At 50.1% G+C, this 23,267-nt stretch carries 20 protein-coding genes; 17 read left to right on the top strand and 3 right to left on the bottom strand.

Annotated elements, in window-relative coordinates; all coding sequences use genetic code 11:
- Positions 1-119 precede the first annotated feature (119 nt).
- On the top strand, positions 120-1,394 hold the full coding sequence (locus HMPREF1705_RS00945) for a serine hydroxymethyltransferase (protein WP_009200588.1): 1,275 nt from the start codon (positions 120-122) through the stop codon (positions 1,392-1,394).
- A 75-nt stretch (positions 1,395-1,469) separates the two neighbouring features.
- Here HMPREF1705_RS00945 and purE read toward each other — a convergent pair whose 3' ends face one another.
- From purE to HMPREF1705_RS00930, 3 genes are all read right to left on the bottom strand, one after another.
- On the bottom strand, positions 1,470-1,991 hold the full coding sequence (purE, locus tag HMPREF1705_RS00940) for a 5-(carboxyamino)imidazole ribonucleotide mutase (RefSeq protein WP_040347828.1): 522 nt from the start codon (positions 1,989-1,991) through the stop codon (positions 1,470-1,472).
- 132 nt (positions 1,992-2,123) lie between these two features.
- Complete coding sequence (locus tag HMPREF1705_RS00935; RefSeq protein ID WP_009200590.1) at positions 2,124-2,411, bottom strand: hypothetical protein; 288 nt, start codon at positions 2,409-2,411, stop codon at positions 2,124-2,126.
- A gap of 156 nt (positions 2,412-2,567) precedes the next feature.
- Entirely contained in the window at positions 2,568-3,461 is an 894-nt protein-coding gene (locus tag HMPREF1705_RS00930; RefSeq protein WP_040347831.1) for a LysR family transcriptional regulator, read from the bottom strand.
- Positions 3,462-3,598: 137 nt separating this feature from the next.
- Here HMPREF1705_RS00930 and HMPREF1705_RS00925 point away from each other — a divergent pair, with 137 nt between their 5' ends.
- The 16 genes from HMPREF1705_RS00925 (at position 3,599) to HMPREF1705_RS00850 (ending at position 23,246) form a co-directional block, all read left to right on the top strand.
- Positions 3,599-4,810, top strand: coding sequence for a YgeY family selenium metabolism-linked hydrolase (locus HMPREF1705_RS00925; protein ID WP_009200592.1), 1,212 nt, complete (start codon positions 3,599-3,601; stop codon positions 4,808-4,810).
- A gap of 34 nt (positions 4,811-4,844) precedes the next feature.
- A complete protein-coding gene (thrC, locus tag HMPREF1705_RS00920) occupies positions 4,845-6,101 on the top strand; it encodes a threonine synthase (protein ID WP_009200593.1) in 1,257 nt (418 codons plus the stop codon).
- A gap of 30 nt (positions 6,102-6,131) precedes the next feature.
- Positions 6,132-7,607 carry a pyridoxal-phosphate dependent enzyme gene (locus tag HMPREF1705_RS00915; RefSeq protein ID WP_009200594.1) on the top strand — a complete coding sequence of 492 codons (1,476 nt, stop codon included), beginning with the start codon at positions 6,132-6,134 and terminating at the stop codon, positions 7,605-7,607.
- Between the two features lie 38 nt (positions 7,608-7,645).
- Positions 7,646-8,851 (top strand): YgeY family selenium metabolism-linked hydrolase, encoded by a 1,206-nt coding sequence (locus HMPREF1705_RS00910; protein WP_009200595.1) that lies wholly within the window; start codon positions 7,646-7,648, stop codon positions 8,849-8,851.
- Between the two features lie 19 nt (positions 8,852-8,870).
- Positions 8,871-9,854, top strand: a complete 984-nt coding sequence (locus HMPREF1705_RS00905; protein ID WP_009200596.1) for an ornithine carbamoyltransferase — start codon at positions 8,871-8,873, stop codon at positions 9,852-9,854.
- 19 nt (positions 9,855-9,873) lie between these two features.
- Entirely contained in the window at positions 9,874-10,965 is a 1,092-nt protein-coding gene (locus HMPREF1705_RS00900; RefSeq protein WP_009200597.1) for a 4Fe-4S dicluster-binding protein, read from the top strand.
- Positions 10,966-11,031: 66 nt separating this feature from the next.
- Positions 11,032-13,320: a xanthine dehydrogenase family protein molybdopterin-binding subunit gene (locus tag HMPREF1705_RS00895; RefSeq protein ID WP_009200598.1), complete on the top strand. Its 2,289-nt coding sequence runs from the start codon at positions 11,032-11,034 to the stop codon at positions 13,318-13,320.
- Positions 13,317-14,192 carry an FAD binding domain-containing protein gene (locus tag HMPREF1705_RS00890; protein ID WP_009200599.1) on the top strand — a complete coding sequence of 292 codons (876 nt, stop codon included), beginning with the start codon at positions 13,317-13,319 and terminating at the stop codon, positions 14,190-14,192. Before HMPREF1705_RS00895 ends, HMPREF1705_RS00890 begins: the two co-directional genes overlap by 4 nt.
- Positions 14,185-14,661 (top strand): (2Fe-2S)-binding protein, encoded by a 477-nt coding sequence (locus HMPREF1705_RS00885; RefSeq protein ID WP_009200600.1) that lies wholly within the window; start codon positions 14,185-14,187, stop codon positions 14,659-14,661. Before HMPREF1705_RS00890 ends, HMPREF1705_RS00885 begins: the two co-directional genes overlap by 8 nt.
- Before the next feature lie 168 nt (positions 14,662-14,829).
- Positions 14,830-16,083 carry a cytosine permease gene (locus tag HMPREF1705_RS00880; RefSeq protein ID WP_009200601.1) on the top strand — a complete coding sequence of 418 codons (1,254 nt, stop codon included), beginning with the start codon at positions 14,830-14,832 and terminating at the stop codon, positions 16,081-16,083.
- A 254-nt stretch (positions 16,084-16,337) separates the two neighbouring features.
- A complete protein-coding gene (locus HMPREF1705_RS00875) occupies positions 16,338-16,835 on the top strand; it encodes a nucleoside deaminase (protein ID WP_009200603.1) in 498 nt (165 codons plus the stop codon).
- 47 nt (positions 16,836-16,882) lie between these two features.
- Entirely contained in the window at positions 16,883-18,220 is a 1,338-nt protein-coding gene (gene ssnA, locus HMPREF1705_RS00870) for a putative aminohydrolase SsnA (RefSeq protein WP_040347835.1), read from the top strand.
- A 5-nt stretch (positions 18,221-18,225) separates the two neighbouring features.
- On the top strand, positions 18,226-19,020 hold the full coding sequence (locus HMPREF1705_RS00865) for an FAD binding domain-containing protein (RefSeq protein WP_040347838.1): 795 nt from the start codon (positions 18,226-18,228) through the stop codon (positions 19,018-19,020).
- A gap of 5 nt (positions 19,021-19,025) precedes the next feature.
- Positions 19,026-19,493, top strand: coding sequence for a (2Fe-2S)-binding protein (locus HMPREF1705_RS00860; protein ID WP_040348401.1), 468 nt, complete (start codon positions 19,026-19,028; stop codon positions 19,491-19,493).
- Entirely contained in the window at positions 19,486-21,813 is a 2,328-nt protein-coding gene (locus HMPREF1705_RS00855) for a xanthine dehydrogenase family protein molybdopterin-binding subunit (RefSeq protein WP_009200607.1), read from the top strand. The genes HMPREF1705_RS00860 and HMPREF1705_RS00855 overlap by 8 nt, the downstream gene beginning before the upstream one ends.
- Positions 21,814-21,872: 59 nt before the next feature.
- Positions 21,873-23,246, top strand: coding sequence for a uracil-xanthine permease family protein (locus tag HMPREF1705_RS00850; protein ID WP_111089622.1), 1,374 nt, complete (start codon positions 21,873-21,875; stop codon positions 23,244-23,246).
- Positions 23,247-23,267 lie beyond the last annotated feature (21 nt).

Raw genomic sequence — 23,267 nt, 5'->3', positions numbered from 1 at the left:
TAGAACGAAAGGTATATTGAATTGCTTCTTAAAGAATAAAGCTCTAAAATAATATGTAAAGTGCACACTGCTGTCCTCGTGGAACAGCAGAACAAAAGCCTTTGTCAAGGAGGAGAAAAATGATAGAAAAGAGCTTGATCTCATCGTTATCCCAGGCGGATCCCACGGTTTGCGGGATGATGGAAGGCGAATTATCCAGACAACGCGACGGATTGGAGCTCATTGCTTCGGAAAACTTCGTCTCATTGGCGGTCCTTCAAGCCCAGGGTTCGGTACTTACCAATAAATACGCAGAAGGATACCCCCATAAAAAATACTATGGCGGTTGCGAATATGTGGAGAACATCGAAGAATTGGCCATAAAGCGGGCGTGTGAACTTTTCGGGGCGGAGCATGCCAACGTTCAGCCCCACTCGGGAACGCAGGCCAACATGGCCGTCTATTTTTCGGTGATGGAGCCGGGAGATACGCTCCTTGCCATGAACCTGGATCAGGGAGGTCACCTTTCGCACGGGCATCCTTTGAACTTTACGGGCAAATGGTATAAGATCGTCCCCTATGGAGTTAAGCCCGATACGGAGACTATAGATTACGAAGCCGTCGAGGCTTTGGCCAAGGAACACAGACCCAAGGTGATTGTCGCTGGCGCAAGTGCCTATCCGCGTTTCATTGACTTCAAACGTTTCAGCGATATAGCCCGGGAAGTGGGCGCAATTTTGATGGTCGACATGGCCCACATAGCCGGGCTTGTCGCAGGAGGCGCCCATCCCAGCCCTGTGCCTTATGCAGATTTTGTGACCACGACTACCCATAAGACACTGCGCGGTCCGCGGGGCGCCTTGATCCTCTGCAAAGAAAAATATGGTGCGCAGCTGGATCGAACTGTCTTCCCGGGCATCCAGGGCGGTCCCTTCATGCACGTTATAGCAGCCAAAGCGGTATGTTTCCATCTGGCCATGCAACCTGAATTCAAGGAGTACGCCCAGCAGATCGTTGCCAACGCAAAGGCTTTGGCTAAGGGGCTTAGCGAGCGAGGCTTCAGGCTCGTCTCGGGAGGCACGGATAACCACATGATACTTGTGGATCTGAGGAGCAAAAATATAACGGGCAAGGAAGCCGAAAAAGTCCTGGAAAGTGTGGGCATCACCGTAAACAAGAACATGATCCCCTTTGACCCCGAAAAGCCGATGGTGACAAGCGGCATTCGCATAGGAACTCCTGCTTTAACGACCAGGGGAATGAAAGAAAAGGAGATGGAGCTCGTAGCCGACCTAATCGACAGAGCCTTGTCCAATCCCGACAACGAAAGCGAAAAAGAAAAGGTTTACCGCGAGGTCAAGGAGCTTGCCCACCGATTCCCGCTTTATCCGGAACTGAGCAATCCTTGGGCTTAAAAGATATTTGTAGGGTATGGCGAAAAAACTGGCCTGCGCCGATGAGGGTGTAGGCCAGTTTTTGAATAAAAGGTCTTAGTCTAAAAATGCCTCTGGCGGAGCTTTAGGAAGCTCGGTCAAAGCGTCTCGTGCCGTCGATACTTTCTTTGATGCCTTCTCCCGGTATTGGGCGGTCTTTTTGCTACATGAGGGGTCTTGAAGGGAAAGAATTTGAACCGCAAGGAGGGCAGCATTGATGGCCTGTCCTATTCCCACGGTCGCGACTGGTATTCCCGGAGGCATTTGAGCCATGGCGAGCAGGGCGTCCATACCCTTTAATGGGCCGACTTCCAACGGGATGCCTATGACGGGAAGCGTCGTGTGGGCGGCCAAAACACCCGGCAAAGCAGCCGAAAGCCCGGCTGCGGCTATAATTACCTTGATACCCCGATCCTTTGCCTTTTTAGCGTAGTTTGCCACGTCCTTTGGAGTCCTGTGAGCTGAAGCTATCGTGACTTCAAAAGGAACTTCCAATTCCTTCAATACTTCAAAAGCGCCCTTTAGGCGCTCTGCATCTGAGTTCGACCCCATCACTATGCCTATTAGCGGTTTCTGCATCGCCATTCCTCCTAACGGTGATAGAAGTGGTTTATGGATTAAAAATTCTTTGTAACAGCGATTTGAGTATATCAAAATATCAGGAAGATTACACTGAACTTTGTTCTTGCCCAGGCTGTTTGGTTTCGCGAATTAGCTCGAAGGTCCCTTTACAGCTGTATCCTTAAATAGGTCTTGGCAGGTATCGCGCAGTATTTTTTCGAGTTCCTCCCACGCGGGGATGCCTCTGTATATGACTTTTCCGTCCAAAACCCAGGTGGGTTCAGTTGTTCTGACTTTGTATTTGATGAAATCGAAAAACCACAACAAACATCGCGGGTCGATGATATCTACCTCAAAGGCATCATTAAAATTAAAGTGCAGATTTCGCAGCAAAGCTCCTACCGACTCACGGTCGGCCCTTCGGGAGAAGGTTTGCATTTCCTCGTCCCGATACTGGTAAGATGTTCAGCATGTTGCCGTGTAGGGTTTTTCCATGAATATCTTTATCTTGTGTTTCCTCATCTAATTTTACCTCCACGTGGCGGTAAAGGGTTGTAATAACCATGTTTACGGCATAATTATAACAATTTTTAATTAGGGCAGATATCCCTTCAAGATTTTTTGAAAGGCCCAGGAGGGATAGCTCGGTTCTTCTTCTTTGTGGGTTAGCATGAGGAAATTAAAGCTCAATTCATCGATTCCCGAAAGGGGAAGCTCGATAAGGCTTCCCTGGCTGATGTCTTCCCGGACCGCGAGCTTGCTCGTCAGTGCCACTCCCACACGATGTCTCACCGCTTCCTTTAGAAGATCGATGTTACCGACGTCAATAACGGTATCGATATGTATGTGATGTCGTTTCAAAAAAGCGAGGGCTATCTCGTTAATGCTTGAGGGCGTAGATGCGAATACAAGGGGCTCCCCTGACAATTGCGATGGCTTTATTTTTTCCTCTTCTCGCCACGGATGTCCTGGCCAGGCTATTAAGGCCATGCGATCTTCGTATATTTTAGTAATTCTTAAGTGAGGAGAAAAGACGGCAGCTCCGTCGGGCATGAAGCCAATGTCAACTGTTTTGGATTCGACGGCGGATTTTATCTCGCTAGCATCGAGAGTGTGGAGGGACAGGTCTATTTTTGGATAGCTTTTATGAAATTCCAAGAGAGGATTCATTAGAAGATACTGTGCCAAATGATGGGTGCTGGCCATGTTTAATTTCCCCACCTCCAGGCTTTTGCTGGCCTTGAGCTTTTCTACTATAAGCTCTGCATTTTCAACGATCTCCTTGGCGCTATCCCGGAAAATCTTGCCCTCCGCTGTAATGCAAAGACGCCTGCCCCTTTTTTCGAAAAGTTTAATATCGAATTCTTCCTCCAGAGCCTTTATTTGCTGGCTTACGGCCGACTGAGTGATAAAAAGTTTGAAGGCAGCCTGCGTTATGGACATTTCCTCGCAAACGGCGAGAAAGGTCTTTAGCTGTTGTAGGGTCATCTCATCATCTCTCCCTTTATCATTTGTATAAGACATGCCTAAAGTATATCAAAAATATTTATTAATTGTAACTTATAGAATATCAGTTATAATAAAAATCAACAAATGATTCCCATAATAGCGAGGTTAGTGTATTGGTGCAGGAAACCGTTCAAGCGATTGCGGGACAGGTCTCACCTCAAACTATAACCGAGTTATGTTCCAAGTTGATATCCATCCCCAGTACGTCAGGCAGGGAGGAAAGGATCGCCTATTTTATCCACGACCTCATGCTGTCGCTTGGTTACGATGAGGTAATTATTGACGAGATGGGAAACGTCGTAGGAAAGATTGCGTTTAATCCCGGAGGAAGGCGCCTTCTCTTTGAGGCGCAAATGGATCACGTCGGCGTTAGCGATGCCATTGAGTGGTCCTTTTACCCCTACGGGGGGACGGTAATCGACGGCCATATCTGCGGAAGGGGATCGGTTGACGCAAAGGGCAGCCTGGCCGCGATGATAATCGCCGGCAGTGAACTTAAAAAGTGCTCCGATTTTCTTTATGGCGAACTTGCCGTCGCTTGCGTCGTCAACCAAGAGGTTGCCGAAGGTGTAGCTTCGTCTAAAGTATACGAGATCTTCAAGCCCGACGGCGTTGTGATCGGAGAAGCGTCTAATTTAAACATCAAAAGGGGCCAACGAGGAAGGGCGGAAATTGTCATCGAAGCCCAAGGAAAAAGCGCTCACACCTCTTTCCCTCTTTCAGGTGTCAATGCAGCTGAAAAGATGGTCTTTCTCCTCACGTTTATAAAGCAGCATTTCCTGCCGCCCCGCCACTACTTACTCGGAGACGGGATAATGGTCCTGACCGATTTGTCAACCGCCCCATCCATGGGAACGAGCGTTTTGCCCGACAACTGCGTGGCCACCTTCGACAGGAGGCTTTTGGCCGGAGAGGCGGAAAGCAGTGTAGTGGAAGAAGTGGCACGCCTGATATCTTTGGCACGTGACATAGACCCGGATATCCAGGCCGACGTAAAGGTGGCTGAGGATTACGTGCAGTGTTTTACGGGAAAGAGGATCAAGGTGAAGCATTTCGCCCCGGGTTGGTTTTTCGGAGAAAACGAAGAATTGATCGAAAGGGCCTTGAGAGGGTTGCACTACCTGGGTATGGAGCCCTCCCTTTCCGAATCCGGGTTTGGGACGAACGGCTGCTTTTACGGTGGGATTAAAGGCATCCCCACGATTAGCTTCGGACCATCCAAGGAACAGCTGGCCCATACAAAAGACGAAAGAGTGAACATAGAGCAGCTTGTCAAGGCTACTCAGGGATATATGGCTATAGCAGTGTCCTATCTCGATGCTTCGTAGTTTTTACAATTCAAAGATAAAAGATTAGGAGGTAATGATCGTGGCTTCAGCGGATAAACTAAAGTGCGTGCTTTGCGGAAGGGAATTCGACCCGAACAGCGACGTCTTTACCTGTCCTGATTGCGGGCCCGATGGCACCCTGGACGTATTCTACGATTACGATGATGTGAGGCGGAAATTTACGCCCGAGGCTTTAGCCGGAAATAAAGAAAGAAGCATCTCCCGCTACATAGAGCTTCTTCCCATAAATGATCCGACCTTTTTCCCAAACCTGAAAGTCGGCTGTTCACCTCTTTACGAAAGCACCTATTGGGCAAAAAAGCTGGGCATTAAACAGGTCTTAATAAAAGACGACGGAAGGAACCCAACGGCATCATTCAAGGACAGGGCGAGCTTTGTAGGTGTGGCCAAGGCCAGAGAAAAGGGCGCTACGTCCATAGCGTGCGCCTCTACCGGTAACGCCGCAAGCTCTCTGGCAGGATGCGCTGCCGTCGCAGGGCTTGACTGCTACATATTCGTGCCCGAAAAGGCTCCGGTAAACAAGGTGACCCAACTTTTGATCTACGGGGCCAAGGTATTTTTGGTAAAAGGCACCTACGAGGATGCCTTTAAGCTCGCCGTGAAGGCCATAGATGCTTACGGTTGGTACAACAGAAACAGCGCCATCAATCCCTATCTGGTGGAGGGCAAAAAGACCTGCGGGCTGGAGCTGGCCGAGGAGCTGTCCTTCGACCTGCCCGACAAGGTGTTCGTCTCGGTAGGCGACGGCTGCATAATAAGCAGCTTTTACAAGGCCTTTTACGACTTAAAACAAATAGGGCTGATAAGTCGTATCCCTCAGCTGATAGGCGTTCAGGCAGAAGGCGCTTGTCCCATATATAAGGCCTTTAAAGAAGGCAAAAACGTCATCGAAAAGGAACCCACCAATACGTTGGCCGACAGCATAGCCGTGGGCGAACCGCGAAACTGGGCAAAGGCTCTTAGAGCTGTCAGAAAATCGAGTGGCGATATGGTCGCTGTGTCGGACGACCAGATACTTGAGGCTATGAGGTTGTTGGCCCGCACCAGCGGAGTGTTTGGCGAGCCCGCAGGCGTTACGGGTTTTGCGGGGTTGCTTAAGTATGCCCATACAGGCAAACTGGGCAGCAATGAGCGTGTGGCAGTAATAGTTACCGGAAACGGCCTGAAGGATTCCGAAAGCGCAAAAAAGGCTGCAGGCAGTCCTTTCCTCGTCGAACCCACGCTTGAAGCGGTAAATCAAGTTCTCGGATCTATGAATCAAAAAAATTAGATAAATATAAACAAAAAGGAGAGAGCGAAATTGATAGACCTTACCATCAACGAAGAGATATTGAAAAAAGCAGTCGAGAGGGCGAAAGAGAGGGGCATCATCCTTCCGACCTTCGAGCAAATGAAAGATCCGACCAAGATTCCCCAAGCTATTAAGGGAAAGCTTAAAGGTGTGGGCCTTTGGGATGTAAATTCCCTTAACCTCTTTCGCATAACTTGGAAGAACGAGCCCAAGGAGAAGGGCGGGACATTTGGCAAGGTCAACTACTTCGTCATGCCGCCTGAGATAACTGGGGTAAAGGCCAAGATAGTGGCCTTGGTCGGTAAGTGGTTCCCCACGGGGGCACATAAAGTCGGGGCAACTTACGGCTGCTTGGTTCCGCGTCTGGTTACAGGGCAGTTCGACCCGACTTCCCAAAAAGCGGTCTGGCCTTCTACCGGAAACTACTGCAGGGGCGGAGCTTACAATGCCCAGTTACTGGGGTGTGATTCCATCGCCATACTTCCCGAAGGCATGAGCAGGGAGAGATTTGAATGGCTTAAAAGCGTCGCAGGCGAGATCATAACCACGCCCGGAGGCGAAAGCAACGTCAAGGAGATCTTCGACAAGACCTGGGAATTAAAGCGCACCAGAGATGACGTAGTTGTATTCAACCAGTTCGAGGAGTTTGGAAACCACCTGTGGCACTACGAGGTCACTGGACATGCCATGGAAGAAGTGGTTAACGAACTGGCAGCTTCCGGAGAGAGGTACTTTGGCGTCGTGCTCACATCCGGCTCGGCCGGGACGCTGGGTTGCGGCGACTATATGAAGACAATTTTCCCGGACAGCAAGATCGCCGTTGGCGAGGCAATGCAGTGCCCGACGCTCCTCTATAACGGTTTCGGGGACCACAGGATCGAAGGCATCGGCGACAAGCACGTTCCCTGGATCCATAACGTAAAAAATACAGATATGGTCATCGATATCGACGACGAGTCCTGCCTGCGCCTGCTCAGGCTTTTCAACGAAGAGGCAGGAAAAAGGTACCTGAACTCCATAGGCATTCCCAGGGAAGTCACCGACAAATTGTCCCTACTTGGAATTTCCGGCATTGCCAACGTCATAGGTGCCGTGAAGATGGCAAAGTACTACGGTTTGACGGAACATGAGGTGATTTTCACTGTCTTTACCGACTCTGCCGACATGTACCGCTCAAGAATCCAAGAGATGAGCGACCGCGAAGGTCCTTACGACGAGCGCATGGCGGAAAAGGATCACCACGTTCACATGCTGTCTCAGACCTCCGATTGGATGCTCGAGCTTTCCTATTACGACAGGTTCCGCATTCACAACCTCAAGTACTACACCTGGGTCGAGCAGCAGGGCAAATCGGCCGACGAGCTCAACGCCCAGTGGTTCGATTACGACAACTACTGGGGCAGCATACACGATATGGCTCCAAAGATCGACGAGCTGATAAAGCAGTTTAACGAGAAAACAGGCCTCTTGAAAAAACTTAACTGAAAACCAAACTCAGGCATCTGCCGTTAGGGGGGATTGACGTGGAACTTAGCAAGGAAATTTTGTCAAGGGCCGAGGGCTATAGGGCCAACATAAGCAAGTTTTTGAGGGACATCATCGCCCTTCCAAGCCAAAGCTCAGGCGAGGAGGCGGTGATAAAAAGGATAGCCCAGGAGATGGAACATGTGGGCTTCGACAAGGTGGAGATAGACCCCATGGGAAACGTCCTGGGATACGTGGGAAACGGTCCTAAGCTGATTGCCATGGATGCTCACATAGATACCGTGGATGTGGGGGATCCATCCCTTTGGAAGTTCGATCCTTACAAGGGTTATGAGGACGAGCAAGTCATCGGCGGAAGGGGCGCAAGCGACCAAAAGGGTGGAATGGCATCCATGGTCTATGGGGTAAAGATAATGAAAGAGCTTGGGCTGCTTGGCGACTGCACGGTGCTCATAACGGGGACCGTTCAGGAGGAGGACTGCGACGGATTGTGTTGGCAGTACATCATAGAGGAAGACAAGATAAGGCCCGAGTTCGTGCTTATAACCGAGCCGACATCGTGCAAGATCCACAGGGGCCAGCGCGGGAGGATGGAGATAAAGGTTACGACCAAAGGAGTGTCCTGCCACGGTTCCGCGCCTGAAAGGGGCATAAACGCCATATACAAGATGGCTCCCATTATCCTTGAGCTTAGGGCCCTTCATGAAAACCTTGCCTACGACGAGTTTTTGGGCAAGGGAAGCTTGACCGTTTCTGAGATCTTCTTTACATCTCCGTCGAGGTGTGCCGTCGCCGACAGCTGCACCATTTCTATAGACAGACGTCTTACCAAGGGAGAGACCTGGCAGGAAGCCTTGGAACAGGTTAGGAGGCTGCCTGCCGTTAAGGACTGCGGCGCTGAAGTGTCCCTTTATTCCTACTCGCGTCCCTCCTGGAAAGGGTTGGTCTATCCTACGGACTGCTATTTCCCAACGTGGGTGGTAGAAGAAGATCATCCTGCCTGCAGGACCGTGGTCGAATCATATAAAAAGCTTTTTGGCGAAGATCCCATAGTCGACAAGTGGACCTTTTCCACTAACGGTGTTTCCATCATGGGTCGTTACGGTATTCCATGCATAGGCTTCGGTCCGGGCCACGAGGATCAGGCCCACGCTCCAAACGAGCTGACCTGGAAGGATGAGCTGGTGAAGGCTGCTGCCCTTTACGCTGCCGTTCCTTACGTATATTCAAATGTGAAAAATTAATGTGAGGGGGTAAAAAGATATGCAGACGCAGTTTCATAACAAGCATTTTATAACGCTCCAAGAGTGGACGAAGGAAGAGGTCGATACCCTTTTGGACGTCTCCTTTGAGCTTAAAAGACATTTTGCCATGGGAGTTCCCACACCTTATCTTTCCTATAAAACCATATTTTTGATGTTCTTCGAGCAGTCGACGAGGACGCGAAATTCGATGGAAGCCGGCATTGCTCAGCTTGGCGGACACGCGAACTACCTTGATACCAGCACTATGCAGATCGCCCACGGCGAATCGGCCAAGGACACGGCCATCATACTCTCGCGGTTCGGCCACGGCATAGCCTGCAGGAATTGCTTCTGGGGTATAGGAAACAAGTACCTGCGGGAGATGGCTCAGTGGGCCACAGTGCCGGTCATGAACCTCCAGTGCGACCTTTACCACCCCATGCAGGTGCTGGCCGACTTGATGACCATCAAAGAAAAGGTCAAAGACACCCAGAGGCTTAAGGTCTCGATAATCTGGGCTTACGCCACGACCCACAAAAAACCCATATCGGTGCCATTGAGTCAGGTCCTTCTTTTCCCAAGGTACGGCATGGACGTGACGCTAGCCTACCCGGAAGGATACGACCTTCCGGATTGGGCCATAAAGCAAGCCGAGGAAAACGCCAAGGCAAACGGCGGAAGCTTAAGGATCACCCATAACCAGGAGGAGGCTTACGAAGGAGCACACGTGGTCATCCCCAAAAACTGGGGAGACTGGGTGACTAACCCTGACCCGGCGGTCATCAACCCGCGCCTTGAGGCCAACAAGCACTGGAAGTGCACGGAGAAGATGATGAGCTTAGCTGACCCCGACGTCATGTACATGCACGCACTCCCGGCAGACCGCAAGAATGAGGTCGAAGACAGCGTGATAGACGGACCTCATTCCATAGTCTACGACGAAGCCGAAAACAGGATACACACGGCCAAGGCCGTCATGACCCTGACGATGGGCGGAAAGTAAAAAAAGGAGGCAAAGAGAGATGTCTAACCTAAAAGTTAAGATAGCGGGGATGGAATTCGAAAATCCCCTGATAATAGCTGCAGGACCTCCTTCAAGGAATTACGAGACCATAAAGAGAATGGTAGAAGGTGGAGCAGGCGGCGTAGTCACGAAGACCATATCCGCCAAGGCTGCAGACGTTCCGCGCCCGTGCATGGCTGCCTTCAAGGAAAGCTTCATAAATACAGAGCTTTGGTCGGAGCATTCGCCCGAGCATTGGCTTAAAGAAGAATATGATAAGATTTACGAACTGCCCGTTCCGATAATAGTTGGATTGGGATATACGGCCGAAGAGCTGACCGATCTCATTCCCAAGACCGAACCCTTCGCCGATGCCTTCGAGCTTTCCACTCACTACGTGGGCCGCGACCTGACTCCCGTGTTAAACACGGTAACGGCTGCAAGGAAGGCCACCAAAAAGCCGATCATCGTAAAGGTAAGCCCGGGAGTTCCCGATTTGGCTGAACTCGGCAAAAAACTTGAGGAAGTGGGCGTTGACGCCTTAGCTGCCATAAACTCCGTCGGCCCTGCCCTTCGCATAGACTTAAAGACCGGCCTTCCCTACATGGGAAGCGATACGGGCTACGGTTGGGTATCAGGGCCCGCAATCAAGGGGATCGCCCTTCGACACGTTTTTGAACTGTCGCATGCTGTCTCCATACCTGTGATCGGGGTAGGAGGAGTCTCAAGCGGCGAGGACGTAATCGAAATGTTCATGGCAGGAGCGTCGGCAGTCCAGATATGCACGCAGGCGATCCTGGAAGGACCCAAGGCCTTCAAGAGGATAGCTCAGGAGACGTCGAAGTGGCTTGACGAACACGGCTACTCGTCCCTTGAGGAAATAAAAGGGCTGACTGCTAAAAAGTGGTCTTCGAGGAAGGAGCCTCTCGTCAAGGTGACTCCAAGCGTAAATGAGGAAAAGTGCATAGGATGTCGCAGATGCGAGGAGTCCTGTGTTTACTACGCCATAAACGTAGGCTCTTCCGGCAAGGCTGGCGTTACTACCGATGCCTGCTTTGGATGCGGGCTTTGCTACACGCGTTGCCCGGTCGGCGCCATTACACTGTCTTAAACACCTGCTTTAGCCCTGTTGGCATGCGGCCTGCAGGGCTAAAGCTAGGCCAGAGGAGGAAAAGAGATGTTTAGCACAGTAAATAAGCCCGTAGAGAGGGTCGACGCCTACGAGAAGGTGACGGGAAGGGCAAAATACGGAGCAGACCTTCAGTTTGCCGGGATGCTTTACGGCAAGGTGCTTCGGGCAAAGCATCCTTCGGCGAGGATAAAAAGCATTAACGTAGAGAAAGCTCGTGCTATACCGGGTGTATGGGCCGTCATGACGGCCCAAGAAGTTCCCTGCAACGAAATAGGCGTCATCATCAAGGATCAGCAGGTTTTAGCAAAGGAGCGCGTCTACTATATAGGCGACGGCGTAGCCATGGTGGCGGCAGAATCCCTTGATATCGCTGCCAAGGCCTTAGAAGCTATCGAAGTGGAATACGAAGAAATAGAAGGAATTTTTGACCCCTTGGAATCAAAGGAAAGTCATCTCATCCATCCCGACAGGGACAGCAACGAAGTCGTTCACCACAAATTGAGAAAGGGCAACGTCGAAGAAGGCTTTGCAGGAAGCGATGTCATCATCGAGAGAGAGTACGAGACCCAGTTTGTGGAGCACAGCTACATAGAGCCCGAGGCTGTCGTGGCTGTCCCTCATGAAAACGGAAGCCTGCTGACGATTTACGGATCCGTTCAAAACGTCTTTGCCACCAGGGACGCCGTGGCAAGGTGCCTTAAGGCCGACCTGAGCAAGGTAAGGGTCGTTCAAAACCACATAGGCGGCAGCTTTGGCGGCAAAGATGAGGTCGTATCCGCCATGGCCTGCAGGGCAGCCCTTTTGGCCTTAAAAACCGACAGACCCGTTAAAATGGTAAACACCAGGGAAGAGTCCATACTGGAAAGCTATAAAAGACATCCCTATAAGATGAAATATAAAGTAGGAGCCACTAAGGACGGCAAGCTGATGGCTATGGAAATTGAGGCCATAGCCGACGGCGGGGCTTACGCCTGCCAGACCCCCTTCGTCACCTGGAGGTCCGTCGTTCAGGCGACGGGACCTTATGAAGTGCCCAACGTCAAGACCGACACCTACGGATATTATACCAACAACGTATACACAGGCGCCATGCGCGGTTACGGATCCCCACAGGTGATATTTGCAAACGAGTCCCTGATGGACGAACTGGCCCAGGAACTCGGCATAAGCCCGCTTGAGATAAGGCTTAAGAACATCTTAAGGAACGGCTCCATAACGGCGAGCGGACAGAAGCTTGACCGCCATGAGGTAAGCCTAGCTGAAGTCATGAAAAAGGCCGCAGAGGCCATAGGCTACGAAAAAAAATACAGGGAATACAGCAAGCCCCAAAAGGGCGACAAGCGCAGAGGCATAGGAATGGCCATAAGCTACAGGGGCTGCAGCCTGGGCGCCGAAGCGGTAGACGCTGCCGGAACGGTTTTGTCCATCCAAAAGGACGGAAGCGTTTACCTTTATAGCGGTTTGGCAGAAAACGGCCAGGGTCTTAAGACAGCCTTCTGTCAGATTGCGGCGGAAGAGCTCGGCATAGAGATGAAACATATAACCTTCCTCGAGGCCAATACCTTGATCTCACCGGACAGCGGCTCCACAGTAGCATCGCGCTCCACCCTAGTGGGAGGAAGCTCCGTTATGAGGGCCGCCGAGAGCGCCAAGAGGGCCCTTTCCCTCTTTCTGGCCGAGGAGTTCGGACTGACTTCAAGCGACCTGGTGTTCAAGGAAAACTGGATATATACTCCCGATGGCAAAAAGCTGATTTCCTTTGCTGAGGCGGCGAACAAAGCTTTTTGGGCCGGCGTCCAGCTGTCCCACGTCGGATGGTACGTGGCGCCAAGCATTCACTGGGACGAGGAGGAAGGAAAGGGAAGCCCTTACTTCACCTACGTCTACGGCTGTCAGATAGCCGAGGTAGAAGTAGACATGGGGACGGGCGAGGTGACGGTCTTGAACATGGCGGCCGCCCACGATGTGGGACGGGCGATAAATCCTGAGATGTTGAAAGGGCAAATATACGGGGGAGTTATGATGGGCCTGGGTTACGGCATCATGGAAGAAGTGGAGACCGACGAAGGTTATATTGCAAACACCAACTTCGACGAATATATAATTCCCACATCTAAGGACATGCCCAACATAATCCCCATAATCGTCGAAAATCCCGACCCCGACGGACCTTTCGGCGCAAAATCCATAGGGGAGCCTACGCTTGAGCTTGGAGCAGCAGCCATAGCCAACGCCATCGCACAGGCTACCGGCAGGAGGATAAGATCATTGCCGTTGAACTTGGAGAGGGTGCTTTTGGGCCACCCCTTGAGGAAAGGACGTGGCAAAAAATGATAGACTATGAATTTTTTAAAGCTCCTTCTTTGAAGGAAGCACTGGAGTTTCTCAGCTCTCACGAAGGCGTGAAAGCCATAGCAGGCGGGACGGACCTTTTGGTGGACATCAGGAAGGAAAACGCGCGAGCTAAGGGTTTCGGGTACTTGCTGGACATAAGCGGATTAAAGGAATTAAAGTTCATCGAAGAAAGAAAGGACTGCGTGGCGATAGGGGCTTTATCCACTCATACGATGCTCGTGGAGTCTCCCGTGATTAACAAGTACTTCTCCTTGCTCGCCTCGGCTGCCAAGACCATAGGTTCGACCCAGATAAGAAACAGAGGCACTGTGGGAGGAAACATAAACAACGCCTCGCCTGCTGCCGATCTGATTCCTCCCCTCATTGCTCTTGGGGCGCATGTGAAACTGAGTTCCCGGAAGGGCGAAAGAAAGCTTCCACTTGGCGAGTTTTTGGCCGGTCCCTACAGGACGAACCGCCAAAGCGACGAAATAATGACGGAAGTATGTGTGCCCTTGCTCGGCGAAGGTTACTTTGCTAACTTTCAAAAGATAGGAAGAAGAAAGGCCATGAACATAGCCAGGATTAATCTGGCGGTCGTCTTGGGCATAAAAGACGATACCGTCTTTGACCCTAGAATTGTGCCGGGCGCAGCGACGGCGTACCCGATTCGCTTCGGCAAGACCGAGGAAGCGATTGCCGGCAAAAGGATTGGCGAAATTGATCTACCCGAGATAGGCGAAAGGGCAAGCGAGGAGATGATCTCTGCCACGGGCGTTCGCTGGTCTACGCCTTACAAGCGCATAGCCCTGGCAAGCCTGGTAAAGCGCGCTTTGGAGACGATTTTTGCGGAGGCGAAGGCCAATGAATGATATCGAAGTCACCATCACCGTAAATGGAACGAAACATCGCCTTACAGTCGGGCCGAAGGAAAGGCTGCTCGACACCTTGCGGGAGCGCCTTCACCTTACGGGCACGAAGGAAGGTTGCGGCGTCGGGGAATGCGGAGCATGTACGGTAATACTTGACGGTGAGGCTGTGCATTCCTGCATGGTTTTGACGGCTCAAGCCGACGGAAACGAGGTCCTTACCGTCGAAGGCTTAGAGGTCAACGGACACCTTCATCCGCTGCAGGAGGCATTCATAAAGCATCACGCCGTACAGTGCGGTTTTTGCACACCCGGCATGCTCATGTCCGCCAAGGCCTTGCTCGACAAAAACCCTAACCCCACCAGGGAGGAGATAAAGACCGCCATAGAGGGAAATTTGTGCCGCTGTACGGGGTATGAGCAGATCATAGAGGCGATAGAGAGTGCGGTTAACAAGAACTTAGCGTCTTGATAGATAAAAGCGTGTAGCCTATTTCTTGGGACGCAAATCTTAGCTCTAACCAAATAAAAGCCAAGATTTTGTCCCAAAGAATATAATTTATGTGAAATTATTATTATACAAAAGAGTATAGAACTCCAAATAGTGTTTTAATCTTTATTTTAGAAGGAGGCTAATTGCATGGCCAAAAACAAAGCTGAGGACTATGAATTAAGTGCTGTGCCCATAAACCAACGAAAAACATTTCTAGGTGTAACAATGGTGTGGACGGGGTTTGTGTTTGTAATCGCTAGTATGGTAGCTGGAGGCGGTTTAGCAGCTGGGCTTACTTTTAGGGAAATTGTTTTAATTACTATACTTGGCAATTGTTTTCTAACTATTATTGCTTCTTTAATATCAGTAATATCATGTAAAACCGGATTAACCTTCGCTCTCATAACAAGATATAGTTTTGGCGTGAAGGGCTCTAGAATAGCTTCTTTCTTTGTGCCTATAGTTAATATAGGTTGGTACACAATTCAATCAGCATTATATGGACATTTAATAGCACAATTATTGCATTTAGGATCCATAGGTGAAAGTATCGCGATGATAGCTAGCGCTATTCTTATGGGTATATTTGCCTTAATAGGTATAGATGCCCTTACTGTTTTGGGATATGTGGCTATTCCCAATATTATATTTCTTTCTATAGCCACTGCAATGAAATCCGTACAGCTTACAGGCGGTTGGAGTAATATTTTTGAATATCTACCTAGTACATCCTTAACACTGGGTTATGCATTCTCCATCGTAGTTGGTACCTGGATCTTTTCTGCCTCAACCTGTATTGCAGACATCATGAGATATGCCAAAAATACAAAAGAAGCTGTATTAAGTGCTGGGTGCGGCTTGGTTGCAGGGAATAGCTTATTGATTATATGCGGTGCGATAACCAGTATAGCAATGGGTGATAGTGATCTTACAAAGGTGTTGCTTGATATGGGATTAATAATACCTAGCGTAATTTTAATGAGCACTAATATATGGACTACTAATGCTGCTAATATTTACTCAACTAGCCTAAATCTTTCAAATGCCTTAAACAAAGGGAAAAGACAAATATTAGCTGTTGTTCTAATGATATCAGCTTTATTAACCTTAACAAAGCCTTATAACATTGGTATATTTTTTGTATTTTTAAACACACTTGGTAACATAGTACCGCCTCTTCCTGGTATTATATTTGCTGATTACTATATTCTTAGGCGTGGATATTATGATACATCTAAACTAGGGTATGATAATTGGAATTATATTGCCTGGTTTTCTTGGATCATATCTGTGTTGTTGGTATTTGTTACTAAAGTTGGCTTCCCTCCAGTCAATGGTATATTATTTGGCTTTTTTACATATTTGTTATTGTCTGTTTTGTTAAAAAAGAGAGCATACTGATATATAAAGTGGGTGATTTCCTTGACTGACGTGAAGAAGGTAAAACAGGGAAGATTATTTGCAACTATAGGCATCTTTATGATGGCCACTGGATCTTTTATGGCATGCTTGTGTAATTCAAGCAGCGGCATATATGTGGGAAATGCATTGTTAATTTTAAGTTTAGCCCTAACAACGTACGGTTTTACGTATTGGCGCCCTTAAAACTTTAGGAGGTATGAGTTTTTACATTTAATTTCGGGTGGTGGATATTAGTGAAAAGCCAATTTGATTATCTTGATCATATTAAATATTTACGTTTGGCAATTGAAACTTCTCGTAAGGCTAGAGAATCAGGTAATACTCCTTTTGGAGCAGTTTTAGTAGGTCCTGAAGGAGATGTATTGCTCGAGCAAGGGAATGTCGAAATTACCGAGAAAAGATGTACTGGGCACGCAGAATTGGTCTTGGTCGAAAAGGCTTCACAAATTTACGATAAAGACTTTTTGTGGCAATGTATTTTGTATACTTCAGTAGAACCTTGTGCTATGTGTACCGGGGCAATCTATTGGTCTAATGTGGGAACGATAATCTACGCTTTATCAGAAAGACAACTGTTGTCCTTGACGAGGGACCATCCGCAAAATCCTACGCTTGACCTTCCTTGTAGGGAAATAATAGCTTGCGGGCAAAAGGATATTTGTGTAATAGGGCCTTTTGAGGAGCTGGCTGAAGAGGTAATTGAGGTCCATAAGGGATATTGGGAGCGGTAGATTCAGATATTTAGTATTAATGAGTTGTAATGAAGGGAGGGATAGAGTTGTTAATCCTAAAAGGCGGGACAGTTGTAACCCTTGGCGAAGACTGCAGGGTCATAGAAGACAGCGGCCTGGTCATAGACGGTGAAACTATAACCGGGGTGGGCAAAAGTAACGATATCCTCGCAGAATACGGCAATAAAGAAGGAGTAACGGTTAAAGACTTGGGCGGCAGACTCGTGATTCCTGGCTTTCTCAATGCCCACATGCACCTTTACAGCAGCTTTGCCCGCGGCATGTCCATAGCGGGTCCCTCGCCAAAGACCTTTAAGGAGATACTCGAGCGGCTCTGGTGGAGCATGGACAAAGACCTTATGACTGAAGAGGAGCTTTACTACAGCGCCCTGATAGGTGCCATAGATTCGCTCAAAAGCGGGACGACCGCGATACTTGACCATCACGCCTCCTTTGGCATGATCGAAGGAAGCCTTGACGTGCTCGAAAAGGCCCTGAAAGACGCGGGACTAAAAGGGTCTTTATGTTTTGAGGTCTCGGATCGCTGGGGGCCGAAGGCAAGAGATGCCTCCATAGAAGAAAACGTGAGGTTTATAAGAAAGAATGCAAATGACCCCTTCGTTCGGGCCATGTTCGGACTGCATGCCTCCTTCACCTTGGAAGACGAGACTTTGAAGCGTTGCGCTGAGGAGGCTGAGGGCCTTAACGCGTCCTTCCATTTTCACCTTGCCGAAGGGCTGGCTGACGTGACCGACGCCAGAGAAAGGGGTTACAAGGGCGTAACGGACAGGTTGTACGAGCTCGGAGTTTTAATCCCCGGCAGCCTTGCTATTCACGGAGTGCATATAGATGAGCCCGAAATCGAGCTTTTGGCGAAATGTGGCGTAAATGTCGTTCATAATCCGGAGTCCAACATGAACAACGCCGTGGGCGTGCCAAACGTCGTGGGGATGATCGCAAAGGGCGTTAATGTGGGCTTGGGGACCGACGGCTACACCCCTTCCATGCTTGAGTCTGCCAAGGTGGCTTACATAATACACAAACACGAACGTCGGGATCCGACCGTGGGCTGGACCGAGACGGCGAAGATGCTTTTCGAGTCGAACGCGGCGATCTTTTCGGCCCACTTCGGCAAACCCATGGGAGTGATAAAGGAAGGAGCTGCTGCCGACCTGGTCGTCCTTGATTACTATCCGCCTACGCCTTTGACGCCTCAGAACCTTTTAGGCCATCTTATATTTGGCATTCGCGATAGCGCGGTAAATACCGTTATAGCGGGAGGCCGCGAGGTCGTAAAAGACCACGTCCTGGTGAGCGTGGACGAAGAAAGCGTCATGGCGGAAGCCAAAAAGGTGGCAGAAAGATACTGGAAAAAAAGGAGTTGAAAGCGATGGAGTGGTATTTTCCAAAAAGCCGGGAAGAACTGGCAGAGCTTTTAAAGGAAGAGGGAGCGCTCATCCATGCAGGTGGCACGGCCATAAAGGAAGAGAGGATAAAATCGGCAAAGCGGGTTATCGACATCTCCTCTTTGCCCCTAAACTATGTCAAAAAAGATGGCAACATCTGGCACATCGGAGCGACGGCGACACTGAACCGAGTTATAGACTCCTTAGAAAGCGACCACTTCCTTGTCAAGGCTTTAAAATGCACGGCGACTACACCCTTGAGGAACAGGATAACCATGGGCGGAAGCGTGTATCTGTCGCCCCTTTGGTCGAACCTTATGGGTCCCCTTCTGGCGTTGGAAGCAGAAATTGAAGTCCTGGGAAGAAGGCAGGGTACCTGTAAATACGAGGAGCTTTTGTCCGATAGAGGCAAGTTTCAAGGTTGTGCCGTGACCGAAGTCAGATTTCCCGACGTGAAATTAATCGGCTGGTTTGACAGATTTGCAAGGACCTCAACTGATTACTCGGCCCTGACTGTCACAATCGCACTGTCCGTCGAAGGCGAGTCTATAAGAGATGCAAAGGTCGTGGTTACAGGCTCGAAGAAGGTATACGACAGGTTAAGCGGAGTTGAAAAGGCGCTTCAAGGCAGCAGGCTTGAGGACGTCGATGTCGAAGGGATTTCACGGAATGTCAACGTCGAATTCACCGACAAGCCAGCAGGAAGCGGTGCCTACTTGGCGGAGGTCTCTAAGGTATTGCTTTGTCGCGGCCTGAATGCTTTAGGTAGTGCGAGGTGATGGAGATGAAGGCATCGTTTAACATAAACGGAAAAGTATACGAACTGAAATTTGCTTCCCATGCCAGGCTGTTAGACCTTTTACGGGACAACGGCTTTACGGAGGTAAAATGCGGCTGCAGGGAAGGCTTTTGCGGCGCCTGCAGCGTGTTGCTAGATGGAGAACTCGTAAACTCCTGCATGGTTTACGCTGCTTCCGCAGGCGAAAGAAAAATCACGACGGTCAAAGGTATAGGGTCTATTCACGAACCCCACCCGATACAAGAGGCCTTCGTCGAGGCGGGAGCAGTACAGTGCGGTTACTGCACCCCCGGCATGGTGCTTGCCACTTACGCCCTGCTTCAAAGAAACCCTGATCCCACCGACGAAGAGATAAAGGAAGCCCTTGACGGAAATTTCTGCAGGTGCACGGGTTACGTGAAGATAATAGATGCCGTGAAACTTGCCGCGAGGAAGGTGAAGGAAAATGACTGATTATATCAACATTGGAAAAAATAAGGAGAAAGTCGATGCCCTGGCGCTCGCGGCGGGCGAACCGCTCTTTGCTGACGACTTTACGCTTAAAGATCCCCTTCATATAGCCTTTCTGTACTCGCCCCACGCTCATGCGAAGATAAAAAGCATAGATACGGCCGAAGCCGAATTGATGCCCGGCGTTGCGCTGGTGTTAACCTACAAAAACACCCCAAGGGTGCTTTACACCTCCGCAGGCCAGTCACATCCGGAGCCTTCTCCCTACGACATGTACATGTTCGACGAAAAGGTGAGGTTCGTCGGCGACAGGGTAGCCCTGGTAGCAGCAGAAAGCGAAGAGATAGCGAAGGAAGCGGTGAAAAAAATTAAGGTGGAATACGAGCTGCTTCCTGCACTTTTCGACATAGAGCAAGCCGAAAAGGACGGTGCCCCTGTACTTCACGACGGAGATGAGCATGTTCTCATACCTTCGGCCATATACAGACCGGAAAAGAACTTAGCTGCAAGGATCGCCTTCCTCTACGGAGATTCGCAGAAAGGATTTGAAGAGGCGGACTTCGTGCAGGAGGCAACTTACTATACCCATATCGCCTCTCACTGCGCCCTGGAGACGCACGTGACGAAGGCCACGTTTGATCACTATGGCAGACTGGTTCTTATTACATCGACTCAGGTTCCCTTCCACGCCAGGAGGATAGTCTCCAACATATTGGGAATTCCCCTGGGAAAAATAAGGGTGATCAAGCCCCGCATCGGAGGTGGATTCGGGAGCAAGCAGGAAGTGCTGCTTGAGCCTTACGTGGCATTGGTTGCATGGAGGACGAAGCGGCCGGCACAGATCGTAACCTCCAGGGAGGAGTACTTCGTATCGGGAAGGACGAGGCACGCCATGCGCTCCAGGATAAGGATAGGCGTCAAAAACGACGGCACAATCGTCGCTATGGAGATCGATGACCTCATGAACGCAGGAGCATACGGGCCCCACGGGCCTACCGTCCTGGCCAATACGGGCGCTAAGGTGCTTCCCCTCTTCAACAAAATAGAAAACGTCTCCTTCTACGCCGACTGCGTCTACACCAACCTCCCTGTCGGCGGAGCCTATAGAGGCTACGGAGCCACCCAGGGATTTTTCGGGCTCAATCAGCATATAGATCACATAACGAGGCTTCTCGGCATGGACATGGCCGAGTTCGTCAAGAAGTGGCACATAAAGACGGGCGAGACCTCCGAAGTCTTCAAAGCCATAGGCGAGGGCAAGACCGGACACGAGCAGGTCGTCACTTCCTGTAAGCTGTCCGAATGCATAGACGAGGCTGCACGAGCCATCGGCTGGAAGGAAAAGAGAGAAGCCAAAAGGAGAGAGGGCGACAAATGCTACGGCGTCGGAATGGCCGTGGCCACCCAGGGATCGGGCATTCCCCTGATAGACATGGGCGGCGCCCACATAAAGATGAACGAGGATGGCTCCTTCAACCTCTACGTTGGGGCCACAGATATAGGGACAGGCTCCGATACGGTGCTCGCCCAAATTGCGGCCGAAACATTAAGGGTGCCGTCGGAGAAGATAATAGTGCTTTCTTCCGATACTGACCTTACTCCCTACGACGTGGGAGCCTACGCTTCTTCTACGACTTACGTATCGGGCAACGCCGTCAGGGTTTGCGCCGAAAAGGTCTTAGACCAGATATTGAAGGTTGCTTGCGAGATGCTTGAATGCTCGAAGCAAGATCTGGCCCTTGGAGTAGAAGAGGTCGTCCACACAAGAAGCGGGCGAAGGCTAAGCTTCAAAGACGTGGCTTACTATGCCTTTTACGCGAAAAACCAGTTTCAGATCGAGGAAAGCGCCTCCTTCGTCAGCCCTGTGTCGCCCTTCCCATTCTGCACCACCTTCGCCGAAGTGGAAGTCGACATAAAGACCGGTATCGTCAGGCCCCTCAAGGTCGTTACGGCCATGGACTGCGGCAACGTCTTAAACCCGAAGCTTGCCGAAGGGCAGGTGGAAGGAGCAGTATTAAACGGCGTAAGCTTCTCTCTGTGCGAAGAGTATCTCTTTGACGAGAAGGGGAAGATGAAAAACCCCAACTTCTGGGACTACAAGGTATATAAGACCACTGACTTGCCGGAGGTCGTTACGATACTTGTACCCTCTTTCGAGGAGTATGGGCCATACGGAGCAAAATCGGTCGGAGAAGTGGCCATCAATACGCCGGGGCCTGCGATCGCTAACGCCATTTACGACGCCGTCGGAGTCAGGATGTATGACCTTCCCATGACGCCCGAGCGCGTCTTAAAGGCAATCAGGGAAAAGGGAATAGGCTAGGGAAAAAGGGGTGTCCGCTGCGGGATGCCCCTTTGATTTTAGAAAGGATGGTGAAAATAATGGCGTATGATCCTGAACAGGCAGTATTCAAGCAGGAAGTGGAGGCTTTGACGAAGCCTGTTTTGACGATAGATGAGAAGCCGAAGTCCGTGTTTGAAACGCTTTATTACGCCCTGCAGCTAACTTTGGTAGATTTCAGCCCCTTCATCTGGGCTACGGCATTCGTGGCCATGGCGGGGCTTCCAGAGAGCGTTACGCCTTCCATGATAAGCTACTGCTTCATAGGCGTTTTTGTGGCGACGATGATACAGACCACCCTGGGAAACAGATTGCCTGTGGTTCAGCTTCCTTCCGTTCCCATATTCATAAACATGGCTTCCATAGCCAAAACTTATCCCTATGGGCTCACCACCGCCTGGGGAGCTGCCTTTGCAGGCGGTGTTATCGAAGGACTTTTCGGAGCATCCAGAGTACTCACGGTTTTAAGGAAATTCATGCCTCCCGTCGTGGTGGGATCGGTAGTAGCCACCATCGGTTTTGTCATCACTCGTATATCGCTTTCTTGGGTATTTGCCATTCCGGATGCCCTTCATTTGTCGCTTGGGATAATAAGTTTTCTCTTTGCCCTCTTTTTGCGGTTTAAACTTAAGGGCCTGATCTCCAGGGGCTTTGTGCTCATCTCAATTCTTATTGTGGGTATAATTGGCGGAACGGTTCTGGGGATTTTCGATTGGGGAAGTGTTGCCCGCGCAGGCTGGGTGAGCCTTCCAAAGCTTTTTCCCTTCAAGGGCTACGACGGTGCGACATCGCCTTTGATAATAAGTTTTTCCGCCATTTTATTGGTGCTGACGGGATATGCATGCTCCATGTTTGAGTCCATAGGGGATTATGCTGCCGTATGTACAGCAGCGGCCGAGCCTTACAAGGTAAAGCATATGAACAGGGGAATAGCTGCCGAGGGCTTTTCCTGCGCTTTGTGTTCCCTTTTCGGCGGCCTTCCCGTTACCAGCGCAAGCCAGAACGCCGGGATCATAGCTTCGACGGGGATCGCAAGCAGGGTAGTCACGCAAACAGCGGCTTTTATATTCCTTCTTTACGGGCTGTGTCCCAAGTTCACCACGATCCTGGCAGCGATCCCAAAGTCGGTCATTGGCGGGGCCTTTATAATAAGCGCGGGTTTGATACTGCTTTCTGGCATTAATACCGTCATGTCCGATATCAAAAACAACTTCGGCAATATGATCGTAGCCGGAGTTACCCTTGGGATCTCCGTCATGATGCCCTACTATTTAAATTTGGACAGGAGCGCCTGGCTTGGGACTTTGCACCCCTTCGTTAAACTTTACCTCACGAACAACGTCTTTTTGGCCGTCACTGTGGGCATTGTGAGCAATTTGCTTATAAATTACGTGTTTTATAATAAAAACCAATAATCCGATTGGATGAGGGGAGAT

This window comes from Acetomicrobium hydrogeniformans ATCC BAA-1850 (genome assembly GCF_000160455.2).
In the GTDB taxonomy this organism is placed as follows: Bacteria; Synergistota; Synergistia; order Synergistales; family Acetomicrobiaceae; genus Acetomicrobium; species Acetomicrobium thermoterrenum.
This window is presented reverse-complemented; position numbering and strand designations above follow the sequence as displayed.